27 protein-coding genes are annotated in these 23,256 nt (G+C 46.2%); 23 read left to right on the top strand and 4 right to left on the bottom strand.

Annotated features, from left to right (window positions below; all coding sequences use genetic code 11):
- Positions 1-156: 156 nt before the first annotated feature.
- A complete protein-coding gene (locus NSS94_RS14870) occupies positions 157-873 on the top strand; it encodes a cytochrome c biogenesis CcdA family protein (protein WP_029517240.1) in 717 nt (238 codons plus the stop codon).
- On the opposite strand, the gene splB is transcribed toward NSS94_RS14870, so the two are convergent.
- Entirely contained in the window at positions 866-1,930 is a 1,065-nt protein-coding gene (gene splB / locus NSS94_RS14865; protein ID WP_023989268.1) for a spore photoproduct lyase, read from the bottom strand. The genes NSS94_RS14870 and splB overlap by 8 nt on opposite strands.
- A gap of 252 nt (positions 1,931-2,182) precedes the next feature.
- Here splB and mntR point away from each other — a divergent pair, with 252 nt between their 5' ends.
- The 3 genes from mntR (at position 2,183) to NSS94_RS14850 (ending at position 5,572) form a co-directional block, all read left to right on the top strand.
- Positions 2,183-2,608, top strand: coding sequence for a transcriptional regulator MntR (gene mntR, locus NSS94_RS14860; RefSeq protein ID WP_029517241.1), 426 nt, complete (start codon positions 2,183-2,185; stop codon positions 2,606-2,608).
- 136 nt (positions 2,609-2,744) lie between these two features.
- Complete coding sequence (locus tag NSS94_RS14855; RefSeq protein WP_069012734.1) at positions 2,745-4,487, top strand: family 10 glycosylhydrolase; 1,743 nt, start codon at positions 2,745-2,747, stop codon at positions 4,485-4,487.
- Positions 4,488-4,582: 95 nt separating this feature from the next.
- The gene (locus NSS94_RS14850) at positions 4,583-5,572 is read left to right on the top strand and encodes a patatin-like phospholipase family protein (protein WP_165147072.1); all 990 of its coding nucleotides are present in this window, start codon (positions 4,583-4,585) and stop codon (positions 5,570-5,572) included.
- 120 nt (positions 5,573-5,692) lie between these two features.
- Here the strand turns inward: NSS94_RS14850 and NSS94_RS14845 are convergent, their stop codons facing one another.
- From NSS94_RS14845 to NSS94_RS14835, 3 genes are all read right to left on the bottom strand, one after another.
- Positions 5,693-6,013, bottom strand: a complete 321-nt coding sequence (locus NSS94_RS14845) for a hypothetical protein (protein WP_029517244.1) — start codon at positions 6,011-6,013, stop codon at positions 5,693-5,695.
- 7 nt (positions 6,014-6,020) lie between these two features.
- Positions 6,021-7,013, bottom strand: coding sequence for a DUF1385 domain-containing protein (locus NSS94_RS14840; protein ID WP_069012733.1), 993 nt, complete (start codon positions 7,011-7,013; stop codon positions 6,021-6,023).
- 165 nt (positions 7,014-7,178) lie between these two features.
- Entirely contained in the window at positions 7,179-8,186 is a 1,008-nt protein-coding gene (locus NSS94_RS14835; protein WP_341039556.1) for an ABC transporter substrate-binding protein, read from the bottom strand.
- A gap of 283 nt (positions 8,187-8,469) precedes the next feature.
- On the opposite strand from NSS94_RS14835, the gene NSS94_RS14830 reads away from it, so the two are divergent.
- From NSS94_RS14830 to folD, 19 genes are all read left to right on the top strand, one after another.
- On the top strand, positions 8,470-9,051 hold the full coding sequence (locus NSS94_RS14830) for a YqhR family membrane protein (RefSeq protein WP_340885767.1): 582 nt from the start codon (positions 8,470-8,472) through the stop codon (positions 9,049-9,051).
- An 81-nt stretch (positions 9,052-9,132) separates the two neighbouring features.
- Positions 9,133-10,206: a M24 family metallopeptidase gene (locus NSS94_RS14825; RefSeq protein ID WP_340885765.1), complete on the top strand. Its 1,074-nt coding sequence runs from the start codon at positions 9,133-9,135 to the stop codon at positions 10,204-10,206.
- 33 nt (positions 10,207-10,239) lie between these two features.
- Positions 10,240-10,797 carry an elongation factor P gene (gene efp, locus NSS94_RS14820; RefSeq protein ID WP_029517249.1) on the top strand — a complete coding sequence of 186 codons (558 nt, stop codon included), beginning with the start codon at positions 10,240-10,242 and terminating at the stop codon, positions 10,795-10,797.
- A gap of 193 nt (positions 10,798-10,990) precedes the next feature.
- On the top strand, positions 10,991-12,244 hold the full coding sequence (locus tag NSS94_RS14815) for an aspartate kinase (protein ID WP_069012730.1): 1,254 nt from the start codon (positions 10,991-10,993) through the stop codon (positions 12,242-12,244).
- Positions 12,245-12,656: 412 nt separating this feature from the next.
- Positions 12,657-13,652: a stage III sporulation protein AA gene (spoIIIAA, locus tag NSS94_RS14810; RefSeq protein WP_069012729.1), complete on the top strand. Its 996-nt coding sequence runs from the start codon at positions 12,657-12,659 to the stop codon at positions 13,650-13,652.
- On the top strand, positions 13,645-14,163 hold the full coding sequence (spoIIIAB, locus tag NSS94_RS14805) for a stage III sporulation protein SpoIIIAB (RefSeq protein WP_029517252.1): 519 nt from the start codon (positions 13,645-13,647) through the stop codon (positions 14,161-14,163). Before spoIIIAA ends, spoIIIAB begins: the two co-directional genes overlap by 8 nt.
- Positions 14,164-14,175: 12 nt before the next feature.
- Positions 14,176-14,379: a stage III sporulation protein AC gene (gene spoIIIAC, locus NSS94_RS14800; RefSeq protein ID WP_010345636.1), complete on the top strand. Its 204-nt coding sequence runs from the start codon at positions 14,176-14,178 to the stop codon at positions 14,377-14,379.
- An 8-nt stretch (positions 14,380-14,387) separates the two neighbouring features.
- Positions 14,388-14,777 carry a stage III sporulation protein AD gene (spoIIIAD, locus tag NSS94_RS14795; RefSeq protein WP_013310826.1) on the top strand — a complete coding sequence of 130 codons (390 nt, stop codon included), beginning with the start codon at positions 14,388-14,390 and terminating at the stop codon, positions 14,775-14,777.
- Positions 14,778-14,789: 12 nt separating this feature from the next.
- Entirely contained in the window at positions 14,790-15,980 is a 1,191-nt protein-coding gene (gene spoIIIAE / locus NSS94_RS14790) for a stage III sporulation protein AE (RefSeq protein ID WP_029517253.1), read from the top strand.
- A gap of 39 nt (positions 15,981-16,019) precedes the next feature.
- Positions 16,020-16,790 (top strand): stage III sporulation protein AF, encoded by a 771-nt coding sequence (gene spoIIIAF, locus NSS94_RS14785; RefSeq protein WP_340955813.1) that lies wholly within the window; start codon positions 16,020-16,022, stop codon positions 16,788-16,790.
- Between the two features lie 16 nt (positions 16,791-16,806).
- The gene (gene spoIIIAG, locus NSS94_RS14780; RefSeq protein ID WP_029517255.1) at positions 16,807-17,448 is read left to right on the top strand and encodes a stage III sporulation protein AG; all 642 of its coding nucleotides are present in this window, start codon (positions 16,807-16,809) and stop codon (positions 17,446-17,448) included.
- Between the two features lie 62 nt (positions 17,449-17,510).
- Positions 17,511-18,335, top strand: a complete 825-nt coding sequence (locus NSS94_RS14775) for a SpoIIIAH-like family protein (protein ID WP_165147060.1) — start codon at positions 17,511-17,513, stop codon at positions 18,333-18,335.
- Positions 18,336-18,473: 138 nt separating this feature from the next.
- Positions 18,474-18,965 carry an acetyl-CoA carboxylase biotin carboxyl carrier protein gene (gene accB, locus NSS94_RS14770; RefSeq protein ID WP_029517257.1) on the top strand — a complete coding sequence of 164 codons (492 nt, stop codon included), beginning with the start codon at positions 18,474-18,476 and terminating at the stop codon, positions 18,963-18,965.
- A 61-nt stretch (positions 18,966-19,026) separates the two neighbouring features.
- Positions 19,027-20,370, top strand: a complete 1,344-nt coding sequence (accC, locus tag NSS94_RS14765) for an acetyl-CoA carboxylase biotin carboxylase subunit (RefSeq protein WP_029517258.1) — start codon at positions 19,027-19,029, stop codon at positions 20,368-20,370.
- Between the two features lie 125 nt (positions 20,371-20,495).
- A complete protein-coding gene (locus NSS94_RS14760) occupies positions 20,496-20,909 on the top strand; it encodes an Asp23/Gls24 family envelope stress response protein (protein WP_029517259.1) in 414 nt (137 codons plus the stop codon).
- A gap of 73 nt (positions 20,910-20,982) precedes the next feature.
- Complete coding sequence (amaP, locus tag NSS94_RS14755) at positions 20,983-21,522, top strand: alkaline shock response membrane anchor protein AmaP (RefSeq protein WP_029517260.1); 540 nt, start codon at positions 20,983-20,985, stop codon at positions 21,520-21,522.
- 15 nt (positions 21,523-21,537) lie between these two features.
- On the top strand, positions 21,538-21,771 hold the full coding sequence (locus NSS94_RS14750) for a DUF2273 domain-containing protein (RefSeq protein WP_023989248.1): 234 nt from the start codon (positions 21,538-21,540) through the stop codon (positions 21,769-21,771).
- A gap of 135 nt (positions 21,772-21,906) precedes the next feature.
- Positions 21,907-22,356: a transcription antitermination factor NusB gene (gene nusB, locus NSS94_RS14745; RefSeq protein ID WP_013310817.1), complete on the top strand. Its 450-nt coding sequence runs from the start codon at positions 21,907-21,909 to the stop codon at positions 22,354-22,356.
- Positions 22,357-22,393: 37 nt separating this feature from the next.
- Positions 22,394-23,251, top strand: coding sequence for a bifunctional methylenetetrahydrofolate dehydrogenase/methenyltetrahydrofolate cyclohydrolase FolD (gene folD / locus NSS94_RS14740; RefSeq protein WP_029517261.1), 858 nt, complete (start codon positions 22,394-22,396; stop codon positions 23,249-23,251).
- Positions 23,252-23,256: the final 5 nt, after the last annotated feature.

The following is a 23,256-nucleotide window of genomic DNA, read 5'->3' as shown; positions in this document are numbered from 1 at the left end:
CTAGTTAATAAAAGAACGTAATGAGCGTATGCCCGAGAATCATTCTTCTTGGGCATGCGCTTTTTGGCGTGCATCATATTTTGCTCCCGCTACACGTATGTTTAGTAGGCAGGGCTTGTTTGCTCGTGTTCACTTAAGACAGGGGAGGAAATGAGGATGACAGATATTAACGCCGGATTGGCGATCGTAGCCGGACTGGTTTCTTTTTTTTCACCGTGTTGTTTACCGCTGTATCCATCTTATTTATCGTATATGACAGGGATGTCTGCGCGTGAACTGGCTGAAGGACGGCATAAGGCCGAGGTTCGTTATCGTACGATGGGGCATACACTTGCTTTTGTACTGGGCTTTTCGGTCGTTTTCTATTCACTGGGTGCAGGTGTCGGGTTGCTTGGAGAATGGTTTGCCAATTATGGGGATACGCTAAGAGTGGTAGCAGGGTTACTTATTTTACTAATGGGACTGGTATCTCTCGGTGTGGTAAGTCCTTTGATTCTAATGAGGGAGCATAAGCTTCGCTGGACATGGAAGCCTGCCGGGTACGCCGGTTCCTTTGTAATCGGAATTGGTTTTGCGGCAGGCTGGTCGCCCTGTATCGGTCCCATGCTAACAGCTATTATCGCTTTGGCTGCAGTAGAGCATCACATTTGGTTCAAACTGATTACAGGCTATGCGCTCGGGTTTGCGATTCCATTTTTTGTATTAGCTTTGCTGGTAGGCTCTGTTCGGCTATCCTCTCGCTATACCTCCATCCTCATCAAAACAGGTGGCATACTACTTGTTATCACTGGCATTTTACTGGTAACGGATCATATGACCGATGTAACGCTATTTTTACAACGGATTACCCCGGGTTGGATGCTAGTTATGTGAAATACTCAATACGACTTAAAGGAAAATGTTCAAAAATACGCTCTGTGATAAACTCTCGCAGTGCATTTTGCTGTTCATCGGGATAAACGTATTTGTTTTGTCCCCAGCGTCCCCATTTTTTCTTGCGTTTCTCTATGTCCATCTCCAGCTTGGTTTTCGGATAACGTTTCTCGATGACAGCTTTGGATGTTTTGGTGAAGCGATGCTGTATTAATTCGAACGTCAAATCTTTTGTAGCATGCTGGGGCAAGGTTTCTCCCAATTTGCGCAGTAACTCGCCGTAACCTTCTTCCCAGCCGTCATACCAGATGATGGGTGCAATGATGAACCCAAGCGGATAACCGGCTCGTGCGATTTTGCCCGCGGCTTCAATACGTTCCTCGAAGCGGGAAGTTGCAGGTTCAAACTGTTTAATAACATAATCGGAATTAATGCTAAAGCGGATGCGAGTATGACCATTATGTTTAATATCCAGCAATGGATCAACATGATGATATTTAGTAACAAAACGCAGACGGCCAAATTCCTCATCTGCCATGAAACGAATCAAGTCTCCAAGCGTTCCGGTGATATGCTCCAAACCAACCGGATCGGAGGTACAAGCTGCTTCAAAACGGGTAATTTCAGGCGCACGCTCCTCGATATAAGCTTTAGCTGCTGATAAGATATCGTCAGTGTTGACATATACACGAATATACGGCTTTGCTCCCAAGGTTGTTTGTAAATAACAGTAGTGACAATGCCCCATGCAACCAGTCGAAATGGGGATGGCATATTCAGCAGAAGGCTTGGATTGATCAAAAGTTAACGTTTTACGGATACCAACTACCAAAGTTTTTTTTGCCATTCGGTACTTTTCAACTTCAGTTTCACCTGGTAAATTGGTAATTCGGTTGTGAGAGGTAGTCATCCGGTACGGAATATCCTTGGCTTTAACCCAATCCATAATACGCTGGCCCTTGGGATAATTTAGTGCGTCTGGCTCAAAAAACACCAGGTCAGGCAAAAATGGCTTGGTTCCTCTGGTTTGGACAGGAGTACGCTCAAGCGTAGACATGGCTAACGCTCCTTTCAAAATAAATCCACAGTGCTCTGGTGTCCAACTTTAACATATTGCCGCAGAAGTAAATGATACAGGGACGACGATATTAGTGTACCCGGCTTAAATTGAACAAATCGTGGCAATAGATGTGAGTGAAGGGATGAGACTTGCCAATGGGCAATGATAACATGTATCATTACATAGTAGGTTTAACGCAGGAAATGAAGGCGGTAAGCGCCCGTTCAATAACAGAAAAGAGGGAAACAAGTGCCAACGCCAAGCATGGAAGATTATTTGGAACGCATTTACCAACTGATTGATGAGAAGGGATATGCTCGTGTCTCGGACATCGCAGAGGGTTTAGAGGTGCATCCTTCGTCCGTCACCAAAATGATTCAGAAGTTGGATAAGGACGATTATCTTGTATATGAGAAGTATCGGGGACTGATTTTGACACCAAAAGGGAAAAAGGTCGGCAAACGGTTGGTTGATCGCCATCAGTTATTAGAGCAATTTCTGGATATGATTGGGGTTGAGAAGGACCTGATATATAAAGATGTGGAAGGTATTGAGCATCATTTGAGCTGGGATTCCATCACCCGTATCGAAACATTGGTTGAATATTTTCGTCGGGATGAAGATCGCTTGCGCCAGCTTCATGACATACACAAGGAATTGAGTGGAGATTCCTAAAAGCATCTGTCCTTATGGACGATGCTTTTTTATTTGTCCCGACCGCAACAAATATCCGGTGATTAGCGTCTATCCATTATATAGCAGGACAAGATAGGGGTTAAAATTAACAGGGTTAGCGGAGGATTGTAATAATATGAATCGAAAGAAAATAGTGGCATTGGCTGCAGGCCTACTCTTAGCAGTGCAGACTGCCATCGTTCCTGGAGTTCAAGCAGCTCCAACTGGTGATATTGAAATTATATTGGACGGACAGTCCCTGCAAAGCGACGCGTCACCGTATATTGTACAGGGAGCCAATGTTACGATGGTTCCTTTGCGCGTGATTAGTGAGGGAATGGGCGCTCAGGTCAACTGGTCGGAATCGTCCGGTATGGTAACGATTACGGCTCAGAACAAAAATATATCTATGGAGAACGGTGCACAAAGCGCTACGGTGAATGGCAAGTCAGTTCGACTGGATGCATCTGCCCGTATGACAAGCGGGAGAGTCATGGTGCCTCTGCGTTTTGTTGGAGAAGAGTTGGGATTAAAAGTGGATTGGCAAGCTTCAGAGCGAGTCATTACGTTAAGCAGTGGTAAGGAAGGTGTCTCAACGGGTGGGAGTAGCTCAGCGGGAAACAGTGCTTCCACATCAGATACGTCTGCATCTGGCAATCAGGAGAGTGTAAGTACGGATCAGGGAGCCAGCGATAATGAGCAGACGGTTGTCACTTCACCGTCAACGTCTACTAGTGAGGACGGTTCAAGTTCTTCACAGGCAAATGTTGTTCAGGTAAAGGCTTCAACTTCCATGCGTGGGGCATGGATTTCTACCATCAATGGAGATTGGCCTTCTTCCGCTGCCCGAAGCAGCTCCGAGAAGCAAAAGCAGGAGTTTACTAAAATGCTCGATGATTTGCAGGGGATGGGCATCAATGCGGTATTTGTTCAGGTTCGTGCCAGCGGTGATGCGCTCTACCCGTCGAGTCTCGTACCCTGGAGCAAGTATTTGACCAACACCCAAGGTAAAAATCCAGGCTATGATCCCTTGAAATTTATGATTAGCGAATCGCATAAGCGAGGGATGGAATTCCATGCCTGGTTTAATCCGTTCCGTGCGAATTCTACAGGAACAACCAGCGGTTTGGCTGCAAACCATGTGGCTAATCAGCACCCGGACTGGATTGTTAAGAATGGTAGCCAATTGTACATCAATCCAGGAATTCCGGCTGCACGTCAGCATGTCATTGCGGCGATTATGGAGGTCGTGGACGGATATGATATTGACGGCGTCCATTTGGACGATTATTTTTATCCTTACAGCGGGACTTTTGATGATGATGCGACCTTCAAAGCATATAATGCCAACAAAATCTCTAATAAGGGCGACTGGCGGAGAGATAATGTGAACAGTTTTGTTCGCGATTTGGGCAAAAGCATTCATGCCAGCAAGTCTAAAGTTCAATTCGGAATTAGCCCATTTGGAGTGTGGCGCAACAAATCTCAGGACTTAACGGGTTCAGACACGAAGGCAGGCGTTACAGCGTATGATACGACGTTTGCGGATGTGAGAACCTGGATTAACAAAGAATGGATTGACTATGTAGCTCCACAAATTTACTGGAGTATCGGTTTCCCTGCGGCTGGATATGACAAGCTTGTCGCATGGTGGTCCAATGAGGTCAAAAATTCAGATGTTAAGCTATATATCGGTCATTCTCCGTATAAAATCGGCACCCCTGAAAAGGGCTGGCAAACGGCTCAAGAGCTAATTAAGCAGCTTGAACTGAACAAAGATTATAAACAGGTCAAAGGGGATATTTACTTTAGTGCACAGCATTTGCGTAAAAATCCATATGGACTCATTCAGCTTCTTCAAAATTATTATCAAATGTGATATAAATTGGATCATATAGGTTCTATTTGGGCCTCCGTTCTCATAGATAAGCAGTAGAACTGCTTACTCCCAAGAGAACGGAGGTTTTTTGATCTATGCTGATCAATGCTGTGTTCCAGGGTGGAGGGGTTAAGGGAATTTCGCTGGCGGGTGCAGTTAAGGCTGCGGAGGAGCATGGAATTGTATTCAATCGTTTAGCAGGTACATCATCAGGTGCTATTGTAGCTGCTTTATTGGCTGCGGGATACTCTGCGGATGAAATGAAAGCCGTAATTGAGAAAACCCCCTTGGTCAAGTTGTTACGACGTTCTCCAGTGTTCAATATTAAGTGGATTGGACCAGCAGCTCGTATCTTTCTTAAAAAAGGTCTCTACTCAGGGGAGGCACTGGAGCACTGGGTACGTGAGCTGTTACGAGCTAAGGGAGTGCGTACGTTTGCGGATTTACCTCCTGGCAAACTGCGCATTATTGCATCAGATATCACGAATGGACGCATTCTGGTGCTACCTGAGGATATCAAACGTTTTGGTATCAATCCCTCTTCACTGGAGGTAGCCAAGGCCATTCGGATGAGCACAAGTATCCCTTATTTTTTTGATCCCGTTATGTTAAGGCTTGATTCTGCACTTGCCAAGGGAAAGACCTTTTCTCAGCAATTTATATTTGTAGTTGATGGGGCTTTACTAAGCAATTTGCCTTTGTGGCTTTTTGATGAGCCTGTAAATGAACGTGAGGCCAAAACGATTCCAACGGTAGGGTTTCAAATGGTGGGCAAGACGGGTACGGAGACCAAAGTTTCTTATATACGGGGTCCTTTGACCATGCTGCAGGCTATTTTCGATACCATGCTATCAGCACACGATGAACGATATATTGAGCAGGAGAATCGGTATCGGACGATTAAAATTCCAACATTGGGGATCCGCACTGCACAATTTAACATTTCTACAGTGCAAAGTGATTTGCTGTATGCTTCCGGTGTGCAGGCAGGGGATGCTTTTTTCCACAAATGGAGCATCACTTCTTACCAGCAGCAGTATAGCAAATACCAATTGATGAAGGATACCATGTACGCTATGAAATGAACACTAATTGGCAGTTAAAGTAATTTAAAAGGGTGTGAAAAAAGGAGCCTCTTCCCGGTCATATTTTAATACGCGGGTGACGGCTCCTTTGTGTTGCATTTTAAAGGATGATTATTATCGTTAATGATATTTAGGTTGTTCTTCTTCATTTTTGCCCTTGGAACCTTCAATCACATGAAAAGGATACGCTTTGCGCTTGCCCGTAGTCTGCTGCTTACGTGCGTTGGCTGTTTTGGCCATGGTGCGCACAGAGGGTTTGATTTTGGGAGTACGATTGCTTTGTCCTGGCAGGTATTTGTATAGCAGAAATATAACTGCAAAAACAAGGACGGGAATGAGTAAACTCATGAGAAAGCCCCAACTTCCTCTCCACAGCATATCCACAATCCCATATGCACCCAAAGCAAGGGTAAGCCAGAAAATAACAGCATGTCTGTTCATTATTCACTCATCCTTTCACAGGATCAAGGGCAGGACTGTTGAAGGTCTCCTTTACAGGTACATTTTCCAACTCAGCATCCAATTCAAGCATACGCTTAAATGAGGCAATGGATACCTCCACTTGATCATCAGTCGGTTCTTTGGTGGTAAGTAGTTGCAGCCACAGACCGGGGTAACCTAAATAACGAAGTACCGGAATTTCACGAAGAGCATTGGTCAGCTTGAGAAATTCAAAAGAAAGCCCCAGTACGATCGGAAGCAGTAGAAGCCGTTGCCCCATACGCTCCCACAGATTATCGTAGGTGAATAGGGAATAGACAAGTACCCCGATGATCACGGTCAGCATAATAAAGCTGCTACCGCAGCGGTAATGCAGACGGCTGTATTTTTGCACATTGGCCGGGGTTAGTTCTTCCCCAGCTTCGAATGCCGTAATTACTTTATGCTCTGCACCGTGATATTGAAACAATCGTTTAATTAACGGAGTTTGGGAAATACCCCATAAATAAGCCAGCAGCAGAATCAGCTTAATGGCTCCTTCGGCGAGGTTATGCAAAATTTGGCTGTGAAATAAGCTGCCGAACAGGAAATTCTCTACAATAACCGGAACGAGGGTTAACACAATTTTGCCGAACAAAAAGGAGATAATCCCGACTGCCGCTACACCGATCATCATACTCAGACTCCAGCGAGATTCTTCTTTTTTCTTTTGCTCAGCGCGTTCTTCCGGATCTACTTCATCATCAGCATACGCATCAGCTGAATAGTTCAAATGCTTGGTACCTTTGGCGCTGGAGTCGATGATGCTTACAATCCCCCGCAATAAAGGAATTCTGCGGAATTTGGATACCCAGGATTGCTCCTTGCGTGGTACTTCCAAATATGTGATTTCGCCAGTTTTGCGGCGAACTGCCGTGACATTGACACGCTTGCCGCCGAACATGACACCTTCAATGACTGCCTGACCACCGTAGCTCACAGGCTTGGATGCTTGTGACAACCGTCTCACCTCTCTTAATACATGCTTTTTTGTATATTGTATCGAATTTGGAAGGGAATATCTAGTTAGATGAAACTGGTGTAACCACAGGCTTATAAAAAAAGCATTTATGGAGCGTCAGACTGCTCACATAAATGCTACTCATTATAAAACTTCGGAAACAACCTATTGCGTAATTGCCCCAACAACCTGGTCAACTAGTCCTTTTGATGAGAGGGGGCCGCCAAATGTCCATGTCGTACCGTTCAGTGGATAGGTGCGTTTTTCTTTAACGAAATTCAGACCGTTCCAGACCGAATTATTTTTCATAGGTGCCCCGAAAACATCATCGTCCGGCTGCACAATATAGATAAAGTTACTGTCCTGAACGGCTGACAGAGCTTCAATGCCTACAGTTGAAAAGCCATACGATTCAACCTTGCTCGGCTTCCAATCGTTAACCAAACCGATCTTCGCCAGTGTTCCCACGACGACTGAATTATCTGAAAACATACGGAGGCTGGCTGCATTTTGTGAAGTGAAAGCCTGTGTCAGTATAAAATGAAAATCCGACTTGTCTGCAGCGGCGAGCTTCTGTTTGGCTTCGGCATAATGCTGATCCAGATCGGCAAGCACCTGCTTAGCTTTATCCTCTTTTCCAAGAGCGACTGCAATACTATTAAAAATCTTTACCATCTTATCATAGTCGTAGCCGTTACCATCGTTCAGGTTATATTCAATCGTCGGTGCGATGGCCTTGAGTTGCTCATAGATTGCTTCATTCCCATCAAAGTTGGATATGATGAGATCCGGCTTTAATGGGAATGAAGCAATCGCTTCCAGATTTGGCTCGTTACGCGTACCGACATCGACCACGTTACTGTCCAGTGTCGCCTCTGGTGTCACATACACCTTATAGTTGGCATTGTCAGCATTACCCACCGGCTGAACGCCCAACGCAATCAAATCCTCTGTAAAAGTCCATTCCAGTACTACGACACGCTGTGCGGGCTTGTTGAGCGTGATCTCACCACGATTATGCTTTACCGTCACAGGACCGGTCGCTGTGTCAGTCGGTTTACTATCCGATGTGGCTACCTGATCTTTGTCCGATGCATTGTCGGCTGCTCCGCAACCTGCCAGAGTGAGCGTAAAAACCATTAACAATAAAATCCCGATGAATCCCTTTTTCATAGAAACGTTCTCCCGTATATATGTTTTCAGAAAATGATAATGATTATCATTTTCATCATTATATTATGATAGAGGATTGAAATTTTGTCAATGTAAAAAACGGGTAGTACCCTCAATTGGAAAGTGCCATTATTCAGCATTCCTGTTCATTGTTAAACTCTCCACCCTTGGAGCATACTACCAGCAAAATGGAATGCAGAACCCGATGGAAGTACATGCATTTCCGATTGCAATAGTCTTTACGATGGGAAAAAGTTTTCATATTGAAAGGGGATTAAACAACATGAGCGAAACCTTCTCTATACCCAAGATAGGACATGAACAGGAGCAGCCTCGTGGATCTCAGGATCAACGTAATCATAACGACAGTGGTAGAGGCAGGCAGCAGTCAGGCAAAATACATACGCCTCTCATTCCTTTTGCGCTTGAGTTGGGTTTTTTTTCGGGTTTGCTCTGGGGATTGCTGCGCTGGCTGTTTTATAAGTTGCACTTTACCGTAGTAGCGCCTGGCTTTCTCGCAGAGCCTTTTTTCAAGCATTCATTTATGAACACCATGGCGGGACATCTGGTAGGGCTACTGTTTTTTATTGGATTATCCGTCGTAGCTTCACTGGTGTACACTCTGTTGCTGCGCAGATTTAAGGGTCCTTTACCCGGCATTGTGTATGGCCTGATTTGGTGGGTTGTTTTATTTGTATTAACAGGTCCTAAGCTAGGGATGATGAATGCTCCTGATCGGTTAACATGGAATTCCTTATATACGGAAATTTGTGTGTTTTTACTGTGGGGACTATTTATCGGATATACCGTTGCTGTCGAGTATACGGATGAAAGAAAGCGCGAGCCTGAGAAAGCTGAGGGCTGAACGTAACAAAAACTTCTCAAGCGCCTATTCCCTGTGTTAAAATAGCATTTGGTTATTTGACAGAGGGGAGCGGAATGAAAGATGAAGAATGACCGGGTGTTAAAGCTGCGGCAGGCGCTGGGCGAGCATAATCTGCGGGCTATGCTGATTACTAGCCCTGTCAATCGTCGATATTTGACAGGCTTCACAGGTTCGGCAGGTTATGTGCTGATTACGGAATCCCATAGCTATTTGCTGACTGACTTTCGCTATATGACGCAAGCGACCGAACAAGCCGAAGGCTTCACGGTAGTGCAGCACGCTGCACAGGTCATGGAAACGGTGAAAGAATTGCTGTCTTCCCATCAGATCAGCGAAACAGGCTTTGAGCAAGACGCTGTAACTGTTGCGACGCATAAAGCTTATAGCGAAGATTTGTCACCTATTTCACTGGTTCCGGTGTCGGGCATTGTAGAGAAATTACGGGTGTACAAGGATGCGGAAGAGCTGGAAGTGATGCAGCGGGCAGCGGATTTGGCAGATGCTACTTTTGCACACATTTTACCTTACATCAAGCCAGGTGTCAGCGAGCGTGAGCTGGATCTGGAAATGGAATTCTTCATGCGCAAGCAGGGAGCTACATCCTCTTCATTTGACACAATTGTGGCTTCTGGAGTTCGTTCGGCATTGCCTCATGGCGTAGCCAGTGCTAAGTTAGTACAAGCAGGCGAGCTGATTACGTTTGATTTTGGTGCGTTGCTGGATGGCTATTGCTCCGATTTGACACGTACAGTGGCCACACAAGGGGATTTAGCGCCCCAGTTGCGTGAGATCTACGATATTGTACTTAAGGCGCAACTTCACGCACTTGAACATATTAAGCCGGGCATGACAGGCCGTGAAGCGGATGCTCTGACCCGGGATATTATTGCAAGCCATGGCTATGGAGACAATTTCGGGCACAGTACAGGTCATGGTCTGGGTCTTGAAGTACATGAATCTACACGCCTGTCGAAGGCGAGTGATGATATTCTGGAGCCGGGCATGGTGGTAACGGTCGAGCCAGGTATCTATGTGCCTGGATTGGGCGGTGTACGGATCGAGGATGATATCGTTATTACAGATAGCGGCATCAAATTATTAACACATTCGAGCAAAGAATTTACAGTCGTTTAATAACGATAACAGTCCTGTAGGAGGGGTATTTTAGTGATTAACGTTAATGATTTTAAAACAGGTTTGACCGTCGAGGTAGACGGAGATATTTTTACGGTGCTGGATTTCCAACACGTAAAACCGGGTAAAGGTGCAGCATTCGTACGCTCCAAGTTGAAAAACTTGCGTAACGGTAACACTGTTGAACGTACATTCCGTGCGGGTGAAACGATCGGTCGGGCGCAAATCGAAAATCGCGGTGTATCTTATCTGTATGCTAGTGCAGACGATCATACATTCATGGATAATGAAACATATGATCAATTCACATTGTCCAGCGATCAATTGAAATGGGAACTTAACTTCCTGAAAGAAAACATGAATGTAAATATCGTCAGCTATAACGGCGAAATCTTGGGTATTAACCTGCCAACCAGCGTGGAACTCAAAGTAATCGAAACAGAACCAGGTATTAAAGGTAATACAGCTACAGGTGCTACCAAAAATGCCAAATTGGAAACGGGTTTGAATGTTCAAGTTCCTTTGTTCATTAACCAAGATGACGTATTGTTAATTGATACACGTGACGGTAAATACATGTCTCGCGCATAAAATTTGCTGCTTTTAGATTTCCTCTGTCCTTGTAAGGGCAGGGGATATTTTTATAAGCACTAATATTAAAAAACAATGGCTCCGCACAGCACTTTCATATTATACTGTACTAAAGTTATTCCGCAGGATGTCACGTTCAAGTCGTTGGGTGCCATCTCAAGGTTACATACTGAGTCTGAGGGAGTGAATATCGTTGTCTTTGTATGTCATGAAATTCGGAGGCAGTTCCGTCGGTGACACGGAGCGCATGAAACGCGTGGCAAAACGCGTTGTTGAGAAACAGAGTGAAGGGCATCAATGTGTAGTGGTCGTTTCCGCAATGGGAGACACGACAGACGAACTGATTGACCAGGCCAAATTGTTGAATGAGCAGTTGCCTGCACGTGAGTTGGATATGTTGATGACGACAGGTGAGCAAATTTCAATCGCCTTGTTGTCGATGGCTATTCAGCAGTTGGGTCATGAAGCGGTATCGTTTACGGGATGGCAGGCTGGTTTCCGTACTGAATCTGACTTTGGTCGAGCACGAATTACGGACATTCAACCTCAGCGAGTGCTGGAAGCACTGAGCAGCAACAAGATCGTTGTTGTAGCTGGCTTCCAAGGGATGTCTGCAGAGGGAGACATTACAACGCTGGGACGTGGTGGCTCTGATACGACGGCGGTTGCGCTGGCGGCGGCGATTCAAGCGGATGCCTGTGAAATTTACACGGATGTGGACGGCATTTATTCAACAGATCCACGGATCGTGAAGGTTGCTCGTAAGCTAAAAGAAATTTCTTATGATGAAATGCTGGAATTAGCTAATCTGGGTGCAGCTGTATTGCATCCTCGTGCGGTAGAATATGCCAAACATAACCGGGTACCGCTGATCGTGCGGTCCAGTTTTAACCATAATGAAGGAACGGTCGTAAAGGAGGATGCAGTAATGGAACAAGGCGTTGTAGTCAGTGGGATTGCATATGATAAAAATGTAGCAAGAATCAGTATTTTGGGCGTCGCCGATATTCCCGGCGTACTGGCGAAAGTATTTGGAACACTGGCGGCAGCCAAAATTGATGTAGACATTATTGTACAGAGCGGGGTTGAAGCTGGTAAAGCGGATTTCTCCTTTACAGTAGCTCTGACGGATCGTGAAGCGGCACTGAAGACGCTGGAAGGTATTCGTGGAGAGCTTCCGTACCGTGAAGTAACGTCTGAGGAAAACTTGGTGAAGGTTTCCATTGTAGGTGCAGGAATGGTTAGCCATCCGGGTGTTGCTGCGCAAATGTTTGCCGTACTGGCAGAGCAAGGCGTTAGCATTAAAATGGTAAGCACATCTGAAATCAAAGTATCGTGTGTAATTGAAGCGGGTAAGCTTCATGAGGTTATTCAGGCGTTGCATACAGCTTATAACCTGGACACCGAGGAGCAAGCGTTTGTGGGTGGACCGCAAGACCGTCGTTAATAACTGCAACGTGATCTAGACACTGAATATGGCTAATGTGAACGATGCTTATGACAGTAAAGGTTGATACATTATATGCCCTCTATTTATAGTTTGATAAATCATAGAATACAGCAGTAGGTTAAGAGGTTGTTCCATCAGTGAGAGTTAAACTGGGGGGCAGCCTCTTTTTTTCTGAATCTATCTTTTCTACCCAAGGGTTTCCCTTAGCCGACAAGGCTTTGAGAGGCCCTTTTTTATTTGTGAAAATTAGAGAATGGTGCTTAAACAAGCGGGGGAAAGGTCTGTTGAGCGTTGATAGGAGTTAGCAAAAGTTTGCCTAGGTTTTCAATATATTTTCGGCATAAAAAGCGAGAGTCAACCATAGACTTGTCTTAAAGAAAAAGGACAACTGTGAGGGGGCTGCATCGGTATGGAATGGCTGGAGTTATTTCCCGAACCGTTGCACGGTATACTCGGAAGGCTTCCAGAAACGGTATTTGAGCAACTGGAAGAAATCCGGGTCAGGGAAGGAAGGCCGTTGGAAATTAATGCAAATGGTGAACATCATTTTGTAACGTCTGCTGGTCAGCTGACTTTGAACCATGTGGAAGCCTATAAGCCTGACCGTGAGGATGCCCACCGACTGCTGGATTTTATCAGCAATCATTCCCTCTATACGATGGAAGAGGAGCTTCGTAAAGGGTTTATTACGATCCCTGGCGGTCATCGTATTGGCTTGGCAGGGAGAACCGTACTCAACCGAGGACGAGTGGAGCATTTGAGGGATATAAGCAGCTTTAATGTAAGAATTGCGCGTGCAATTCCCGGCATAGCTGATCGGATATTGCCTTATGTAGCAGATCGAATGTCCGGGAAAATCCGGCATACCCTCATTTTGTCCCCTCCTCAGCATGGCAAAACGACACTGCTTAGGGACTTGGCTCGGCAACTCAGTTACGGAGGGATGGAAAGCCATGGGGGGCGACGGAATGGACTCAAGGTAGGCATTATAGACGAACGCTCTGAGATCGCTGGTAGTCACAAAGGTATCCCCGGTTTTGATGTCGGGCCTCGCACCGATGTATTGGACGGATGTCCGAAAGCAGAAGGCATGATGATGATGATCCGCTCGATGTCACCGGATGTCCTCATTGTTGATGAAATCGGACGACCGGAAGATGCGGAGGCGGTGCGCGAAGCGCTTCATGCAGGCATTGCAGTCATTGCTTCCGCACATGGTCGCGATGTGGCTGAAATGGCGACCCGGTCTGCTTTTGCTGGATTAACTACAGGACAAGAGCTGTTTCAACTCTACGTCATGCTGGAGCGGACGAGCCGGGGCGTCTCATTCCGACTGGCAGATGCCAAGCAACGCAGGATTACACTATCTGGAGAAGGGCAGAATGGGGGCATCTCCTATGCTTAAGCTACTGGGGGCAGCCTTGGTTATACTGGCCGCTACGCTGGCAGGTTGGCAACGGGCAAGGCAGTTTGCAATGAGGCCGCGGCAAATCAGGGAGTTGATTCTTGCGCTGCAAAGATTGACCACCGAGGTTTCTTACGGGGTGTCTCCGCTACCAGATGCTTTCGCCAAGACAGGAGAGCCCTTGCGAGAGCCCTTACGCACTCTGTTTCAGCAAGCCTCACGCTGGATGCACCCCTCTTTTGGCCTGACTGCCAGAGAAAGCTTGCATAAAGCCATTGAAGACTCGTGGAGCCGTTCCTCTATGAAGCAAGCCGAGAAGGAAGCGATGCGGCAGCTTGCTTACAGTCTTGGAACCAGCGACCGTGAAGACCAGATCAAGCACATTGCGTTGACCATCCAGCAGTTATCCCATGAAGAAGCGCAGGCGCAGGCAGATCAGGTGAGGTACGAGCGTATGAGCAGGAGCCTGGGACTGCTGATCGGAGCATTGATCGTCATTTTGATCTATTAGCGGGGTGCTCGAATGAATTTAGAAGTGAACGCAATTTTCCAAATTGCCGGAATTGGCATTATTATCGCTATGATTCATACCGTATTAAAGCAAATGGGCAAAGAAGACATGGCGCACTGGGTAACGGTCATCGGCTTCGTCGTGGTCCTGTTCATGGTGGTGCGAATGCTGGATAACCTTCTGCAAGAGATCAAATCTATCTTTCTTTTTCAGTAGGTGGACACATGGAAATTATTCAGGTGGTGGGCTTCGCCCTCATTGCCACAGTCCTTATTTTAGTCATTAAGGAACAGAAGCCGATGTTTGCCTTTTTGATTGCAACAGCTGCGGGAATCGTCATTTTTTTGCTGCTGATTGGCAAGATCGGATCTGTGGTTGCTGTACTGGAGCGACTGGCCCGGTCTTCAGGCATGGACATGATCTATTTTAAAACCGTCTTGAAAATAATCGGTATCGCTTATATTGCTGAATTTGGAGCGCAAATCGTTCGGGATGCAGGACAAGACGGGATTGCTTCCAAAATTGAGCTTACCGGAAAGGTACTCATTATGGTGCTCGCAATCCCAATTATCAGCATTATTATTGATACCATTCTGAAGCTGATGCCCGCCTGAGGGGGTGATGCCATGAAAAGGCTGGGGGGCATGCCGAATCTCAAAGTAATTGCAATGTTGCTGCTATGTCTATGGTGTGCCTCGGCTGCGTTCCTCTTTGCAGATACACCGACAAACGAATGGATCAGACAGCAGGCGGAGCAAATGCCCAAAGATGAAGTAGAACATTATTGGGACGGGCTCATGCAGCAATATGGCGGATTTTTCCCTGATCAGAAAACGCCTTCCTTCATGGACATGCTGCTTCCAGGCGGTGAAGGGTTCAGCATAAAGGGTGTATTGAGCGCTATAGCTGATTTTTTCATCCATGAAATCCGAGTAAATGCCAAGTTGCTCGTCACCATCGTCATGCTCAGCATTATGAGTATGGTGCTGGAAACGCTACAAAGCGCTTTTGAAAGCAAACAGGTCAGCAAAGTGGCCTACGCTATCGTATACATGGTCATTATCATTTTGGCGATTAATAGCTTTAGTGTAGCGATTGGTTATGCCAAAGAAGCGATTGATAGCATGATTCACTTCATGATGGCAATGTTGCCTTTGCTGTTTACCATGCTAGCCTCGATGGGGAACGTCGTAACAGTTTCGGTGACCCACCCGCTGATTGTATTTATGATCAACACAGTCGGAACAGTCATTCATACGCTGGTTTTCCCGCTGCTGTTCTTCTCGGCTGTGCTGTACTTGGTCAACTCGCTGACGGGCAAATACAAGCTGACCCAGCTAGCCGATCTGTTGCGGAACGCTGGAGTAGCAGTGCTGGGAGTGCTGCTGACCATTTTTCTAGGAGTCATTTCGGTACAAGGCTTGACATCGTCCGTTACTGACGGATTAACGATCCGTACAGCCAAATATATTACAGGTAGCTTTGTTCCGGTGGTCGGCAAGGCGTTGGCAGATGCGACAGATACAGTTATTTCGGCTTCGCTGCTCGTTAAAAATGCCATTGGTCTGGTAGGAGTCATTATTATTTTGTTCCTATGCGCCTTTCCCGCCCTCAAGATTCTGACGCTGGCGCTCATTTATAAAGTGACAGCAGCGATCATGCAGCCTTTGGGTGATACGCCTATCGTGGCATGTCTGGATGCGATCGGCAAGAGCATGATTTATGTTTTCGCGGCGCTGGCAGCAGTGGGATTGATGTCCTTCCTTGCAATTACAGTCATGCTCGCAGCAGGCAATATGACAGTCATGATGAGGTGAACCAATGCACGTAAACCAACAAGGGGGGAGGAGAGTGACGTGACCTGGCTGGGAGGCTGGCTCAAGGAACTGGTGCTAATCGTGTTGCTGGCTTCTTTTGTCGATATGATCTTACCGAGCCGATCTATGGAGAGATATGTCAAACTCGTTCTCAGCCTGCTTATTCTGCTGACGTTGCTGTCTCCGGTCGTGCGCTTACTGAGCACCAGTCCTTCCGAGGTTCTAGGGCGAGCATTGGATCTTCAACGTCAGGCTGAGACAGGCAAGAGGGAACCGACATTGGAGGAGATTCTAGCAAAAGGCAGCCAGTTAAAGCTACAGCAAGAACAAAGCTCCATGCAATGGGCTGGCAAAGAGGTAGCTAAGGAAATGAAAGGACAGTTGGAACAGTATACTGGGTTAGCAATTCAGTCGGTCCAGGTTACCCTTGCAAAGATTCAACAGGAGGAATCAGGGCTGGAGGCAGGAACGGGTGTCCAGTCGGTAGTGGTCCAATTGGCAGAACAGCAGCCAGAAAAAGAAAAGAAAAACACAGACGTCTCGCCTGGTGCAGATGTCAAGCCGATTATGGTGGAGCCTGTAGCCGAAAAGACAGTGAATATTCGTGTAGAGCCAACACATGCAAAAACTTCAGATTTTAATGAAGGAACGCGAGAAGATGATCGTAATCCTGACAAAACTGTTGAGGACGGAAAGCCAACAGATACGAAAGCATTTGGCTTAATTACAGGACTTTTACGTGAAAAATGGGGGATAGATAGCAAAAATGTTCAGGTGCTTTCTTCGCAGGATGGAACACATGAATGGTAACAGGAGGTGAGCAGAAATGAGCAAATGGCTGAAAAAGCTGGAGCAATGGCTGGGTGGAGGGGCGGATGGGGCGAAAAGGTTCAATTCATTTCGTTGGTTGCTTATTCTTGGCCTTATCGGTGTAGCGATTATGCTCTTTAATTCATTCGTTAATGTAAAAAAGGTTGATCCAGAAAACGTAGGGCGTGAGCCGCCTGGCGTGATGAAAAATGAGCCTACGTTAGAGACAACAACAGGTGAAGAAAGTTCTTTTGCCGGGATTGAGAAGGTTTTTGAGGACAATATGAAACAGATGCTGGAGCAGATTGTTGGCGTAGGAACCGTTGATGTCATGGTTACGGTAGACTCCACCGAAGAAGTTATCGTTCAACGCAATGTAAAGGACATGCAGGAAGAGAACAATGAGACGGACGCCAATGGTGGACAACGGCACACTACTCAATATACACGTGATGGCGAAATTGTCACCTATGAATCATCTGGTGGTCAGCACACCCCGATTGTGACAAAAAAAGTAAAACCGCAGGTGAGGGGAGTGCTTGTTGTGGCTATGGGGGCAGAAAACCCTACAGTGAAGCAGCTAATTGTCGATGCTGTACAGAAGGGGCTAAATGTACCTTCCTACAAAATTTCAGTCGTACCGCGCAAGCAGGGATAATTTGGAATTCAGGAACAAAGAAGTTTATATTTTAAACCATTAATGAATATGGAGGACGGAACATGAATAATAAAAGACAAACCGTTTGGCTGGTGTCCATGCTGAGTTTAATGGTCGTGCTGTCTGCGTATTATTTGTTTACGGAGGACTCAAGCCCTGCAAATCCACCAGTAGCCGATAGTGAACAAGTGAGCAAGGTTAAGCAGGATGCCGCACAGGAAGCAACGACGAAGGCAGAGGAACAATTGAACGAACTGAAGGTAAACGAAGTAGTGACGAATGGAGAAGTAACTGATGGAGCATCAGCAAATTCCACAAAGTCGGATACGGCTTCTACAACTGACCCAGCAACAGAAAACTCAAAAGGCGACAAAGGTACGGCAGCTACCCCTACTACTGAACCGGCGACATCCAATCAAAACACAACAGCGACTAAGACGGACGCGACAGCACAAAGTGACGACAAAGCAGCCTCTACAGCCAAAACCGACCAGCAGGTACTGGATCAAGTGGCAACTGATCAAGCTGCCCAACCTACAGCAGCAGCTGTGATTGACAACTATTTGCTGGAACGGGACGTGGAAAATCAGAAGAAAAATGATGAACTGACTACCGCAATGAACGACAGCACACCAAAGAAAGCTGCGGAGGCTCAAAAGGAATTACATGTACTTGAAGATAAGCAGGCTAAAATTACTGGAATTGAAGAAGAGCTTCAGCAACAGTTCGCCAATGCGGTCGTCCGTGAGGAAGACGCTGATAAATACAAAGTAGTGGTTCTGAGTGAAAAATTGGATGCTAAGCAAGCGGTAACAATTGTCGACAAAGTCATGAAGGAACTGAACGTAACGCAGGATAAGATCAGTGTCCAATATGTTACACAATAAGACAAAAAACGCGAAAAAGCCCGGATTTCTGCATTATTCCGGGCTCTTTCTATTTTTAATGATTGTGATATAATACATAAAGCTGTTTCAACAATGTTATCAGCAACCGGCAAAATGCTGAAGGAGTGATTAATAGAGATGTTTAAATTAAGCGAGATTAAGGAATTGATCAAGCTGGTGGATGAAACGTCTGTGCATGAGCTTGAAATTGAAAATGAAGGAACTCGCCTGTTGATCCGTAAACCGGGCAAAAGCGAAATCGTTACAGTACAGGCTCCTGTGGCAACACCTGCTTATGCAGTGGCACCACAAGCTGTTATTCCAAATCCACAAGTACAGTCCGATGTTGGATCTACAACTGCTGGAGAACCGAGGGAATATGCAAGCAATCTACATAAAATCGTATCTCCGATGGTAGGCACTTTCTATAGTTCTTCATCACCGGATACGGCTCCGTATGTGAGTATCGGCAGCAAAGTGGGCGAAAAAACAACGGTATGTATCATTGAAGCGATGAAGCTGATGAACGAGCTGGAAGCTGAAGTGAAGGGCGAAATTGTGGAAATTTTGGCCGAAAACGGACAGTTGGTCGAGTATGGCCAGCCATTGTTCCTTGTGAAACCGGAGTAAAAAGCTTGTTTGCACCCTCTTTTGAGGGTTCGGCAAGACTGCTCCCAGGGAGGATAAAGTCATGACATTTCAAAAAGTATTGATTGCGAATCGTGGAGAAATTGCGGTTCGTATCATTCGCGCTTGCCGCGAAATGAATATTTCGACAGTTGCTGTATATTCGGAAGCTGACAAGGATTCGTTACATGTGCGTCTCGCAGATGAGGCTTACTGTATCGGACCGACGCTATCTAAGGACAGCTACCTTAATTTTACGAATCTGATGAGCGTTGCTACATTGACTGAATGTGATGCCATTCATCCAGGTTACGGATTTTTGGCGGAAAACGCAGACTTCGCTGAAATTTGCGAATCGTGTAATATTACGTTTATTGGTCCTTCTCCTGAAGCCATTAACAAAATGGGAGATAAAGCCGTTGCCAAGCAGACCATGAAGGATGCCGGAGTTCCGGTTATTCCGGGTTCAGACGGGCTGGTTGAGGATTTGCAGGATGCGATCGGCATCGCACGTGATATCGGATATCCGGTAATTATCAAGGCCACAGCAGGTGGCGGAGGTAAAGGTATTCGTATCGCCGAAGATGAGGATAACCTCATTCAGCAAATCACTACTGCTCAGCAGGAGGCGCAAAAGGCATTTGGCAATGCGGGTGTGTACCTAGAAAAATATTTGACCGGTATGAAACATGTGGAAATACAAATCATAGCGGACAAGCATGGTAATGTTGCCCATTTGGGCGAACGGGACTGCTCTGTGCAGCGTCGTCGTCAGAAGTTGTTGGAGGAAGCACCATGTCCTGTACTTTCACAGGATGTCCGTGAAGAAATGGGTCAGGCAGCTGTTCGTGCAGCTTTGGCCGTTCAATACTCTGGTGCAGGTACTCTCGAATTTTTGCTCGGCCCGGACAACAATTTCTATTTCATGGAAATGAATACACGTATTCAGGTAGAACATCCCGTAACAGAAATGATTACCGGTGTAGACCTGATTAAGGAAATGATTTCTGTCGCTGAAGGGCATCCGCTTTCCTTTACGCAGGAAGAAGTCACCATCAATGGTTGGGCGATAGAGTGCCGTATTAACGCTGAGGATCCGGATCGTAATTTTATGCCTGCACCGGGTAAAATCGGATTTTATCTGCCTCCAGGCGGTCCTGGGGTACGGGTAGACAGTGCAGTATATCCAGGTTATAGCATTCCTCCTTATTATGACTCTATGATCGCCAAGCTGATTGTGTGGGCACCTACACGGCAGGATGCAATTGCCAAAATGAAGCGGGCTTTGACTGAGTTTGCTATTGAGGGCATACCCACAACGATTTCTTTTCATCAGCGCTTGCTAGAGCATCCGACCTTTATTAAAGGCGATTTTGATATTAAATTTTTGGAGGAAAACGAAGTTTAATCGGTATATTTCCTCCGTTTGTCATAATGAACGCCAAATGATATAGTATGGATAATAAGTGAGCATGTCTGCTTTGAAATCCAAAGCTGGAATGAAACTTATTTTGACCGAAAGGTGTTGAAGGTATGAGCACAGTGCCAACCGAATTCGAACGTACAGAAATTGGGGAGATTCAAATTGCCCCAGAAGTTATTGAAGTCATTGCCGGACTGGCTACCGTTGAGGTACCGGGCGTTGCGGGAATGAGTGGCGGATTTGCTGGTGGGTTTGCCGAACTGCTAGGCCGCAAAAATTTATCTAAAGGTGTAAAAGTGGAAGTCGGACAGCGTGAAGCTGCTGTAGACGTCTCCGTCATTATTGAGTACGGTAACCGTCTGCCTGAGGTGGCTGCTGCTATTCAGCATAATGTTAAGCGTTCGATTGAGAACATGACAGGTCTTAACGTTGTTGAAGTGAACGTGCAAATTCATGATGTTCAATTCAAAAATGCCGATAAAGTAGAAGAGCCGGAAGTGCTGGGCGCCGGACGGGTTAAATAGAGCGATACTTTGTACAAACCCCCGACCCTTATGGGTCGAGGGTTTACTCTAATTTAAGGAGGCTGTGCGTTTCGTGGCTAAAGTTATGGACAGACTTCTGCTGTTCTTGTACAGCTTAAGTATCGGAATTATTTCCATTCTCGCCATCCTCCTCCTGAGCGGGGCCATTCCGTATGTTTTAAGTATTGAGGATGAGCGAGTAGTGTGGTTTACCAGCCTGATTATTGCAGGGGTTCTGTTGTTATTGAGTCTTCGTTTTTTTTATATCTCTATTCGACGGAACCAAACCGTACAGCATTCTATTGATCAACGAACGGAATACGGTGACATTCAGATTTCAGTGGATACCATTGAAAATCTGTGCCTCAAAGCAGCTTCCCGATTTCGCGGGATGCAGGATTTGAAAGCACGCGTTCGTGTGTTGGATTCGGGACTTGATATTACGATTCGGGCGGTTGTAGACGGGGAAAGCTCCATTCCGGTGTTAACCTCCGAGGTACAAAAGGGGGTACACGATCATGTGGAAGAAATTACAGGAATTCCTGTGTCCAATGTATCGGTGTACATCGCTAATGTTTCTCAGTCACCCAGCTTTAAGAGTCGTGTGGAATAGAGGTGATTTTCCCTGATGCCCTGGAAAGAAATATGGGGAAGTTACAAGGGCCGGATCATGGGGATCACGGCTGGTATTTTTTTCGGTTTTATTTATTTGTGGGCAGGCTTTTGGAATATGTTGTTCTTTGCATTGATGGTGTTCATCGGATATACGCTAGGAAGACGTAGCGATTCAGCGCTCGGTTCATTCCTCCCTTGGAAGGAATGGGGCGATTGGTTGTCGCAACGTTGGCGTCCTTTTAAATGAACCCTGTGATACGTGTTCTCCAAAATAGAGCTGTAGCTTCTTTGCGCCCAACGTTTTGGAGGATGCGTTCACAGGTTTTTTTGTGGAAATTGGTTAGAATGAAAAATAGATATAGGCAAGCGTAGGAGGCAGGGCATGAAAAGACGTCTGGCGAGGGAATTAGCGGTACAGAGTATGTACCATATGGAAATGAATGAAGTGGATGCGGCAGCAGCCGTGGACATGTTGCTTCAGGAAGCCGCTGAGGAAAACGAAGCGGAAGTTGTCGTTAAAAATGCAGCAGTGTTAAGAGCGTATGTCTTGGAGCATGTGCGGGGTACGTGGGAGCACAAGGAAGCCATTGATGGGCTGCTGGTGGATTATCTTAAAGGCTGGCAGATCAGCAGACTTTCACGTGTAGATCGTCAAATTTTAAGGCTTGCGGCATATGAGATGATTTTCCGTGAGGATGTTCCAGCCAAGGTAGCTGTTAATGAAGCGATTGAGTTGTCGAAGCACTTTGGTACCGAGGAATCCGGTAAATTTGTTAATGGTGTACTGGGACGAGTGATACAAGAACTGGAGCAATTGAAAGCACGTTTTTAAGTAGAGACTACTGAATCAGGTTGGAGAGTGGTAAAACATGTCAGCACCGATCATTGATGGTAAACAAATCTCTCAGGATATTCGCGCAAGCATTCAGCAAGAGGTCATTCGTCTGAAAGAGCACAGCTTTCAACCCGGACTGGCTGTTGTATTGGTAGGCGAAGATCCCGCTTCGCAAGTGTATGTTAAAAACAAGGAAAAGGCATGCCATGATCTCGGCTATTACTCCGAGGTTCATCGGTTGGCAGCAGATACTTCGCAGGAAGCATTACTGGAACTGGTAAACAAGCTGAACCATCAAAGTACCATCCATGGAATTTTGGTGCAACTGCCGTTGCCAAAGCATATTCATGAAAAAGCTGTCATTGACGCGATTGCAGTGGAGAAGGATGTGGATGGATTCCATCCGGTGAACGTAGGGAATTTGGTCATCGGTGACGATAGTCTATTGCCTTGTACTCCTGCTGGAGTCATTGAGTTAATTAAGCGTGCTGGAGTGGAGATAGCCGGTAAACATGCGGTAGTTATTGGTCGCAGTAATATCGTGGGCAAGCCAGTGTCTTTATTGTTGCAGCGTGAAAATGCTACGGTTACGATGTGCCACTCCCGTACAGCGAATATTGCGGACCTAAGTCGACAAGCAGATATCTTAGTCGTTGCGATCGGCAAAGCCAACTTTATTGATGCTTCGTTCGTGAAGCCCGGAGCGGTAGTGATAGATGTAGGGATGAACCGTCTGGAGAACGGAAAGCTGGCGGGGGACGTTGATTTTGAGAGCGTGAAGCAAGTGTCTGGTCCGATTACGCCTGTTCCCGGCGGAGTAGGGCCGATGACAATTACGATGCTGATGCAAAATACGCTCGTAGCGGCCAAGCGGTCGCACGGTTTGGCATAAGGACA

It is taken from the genome of Paenibacillus sp. FSL L8-0644, assembly GCF_038008165.1.
Classification (GTDB): Bacteria; Bacillota; Bacilli; order Paenibacillales; family Paenibacillaceae; genus Paenibacillus; species Paenibacillus polymyxa_D.
This window is presented reverse-complemented; position numbering and strand designations above follow the sequence as displayed.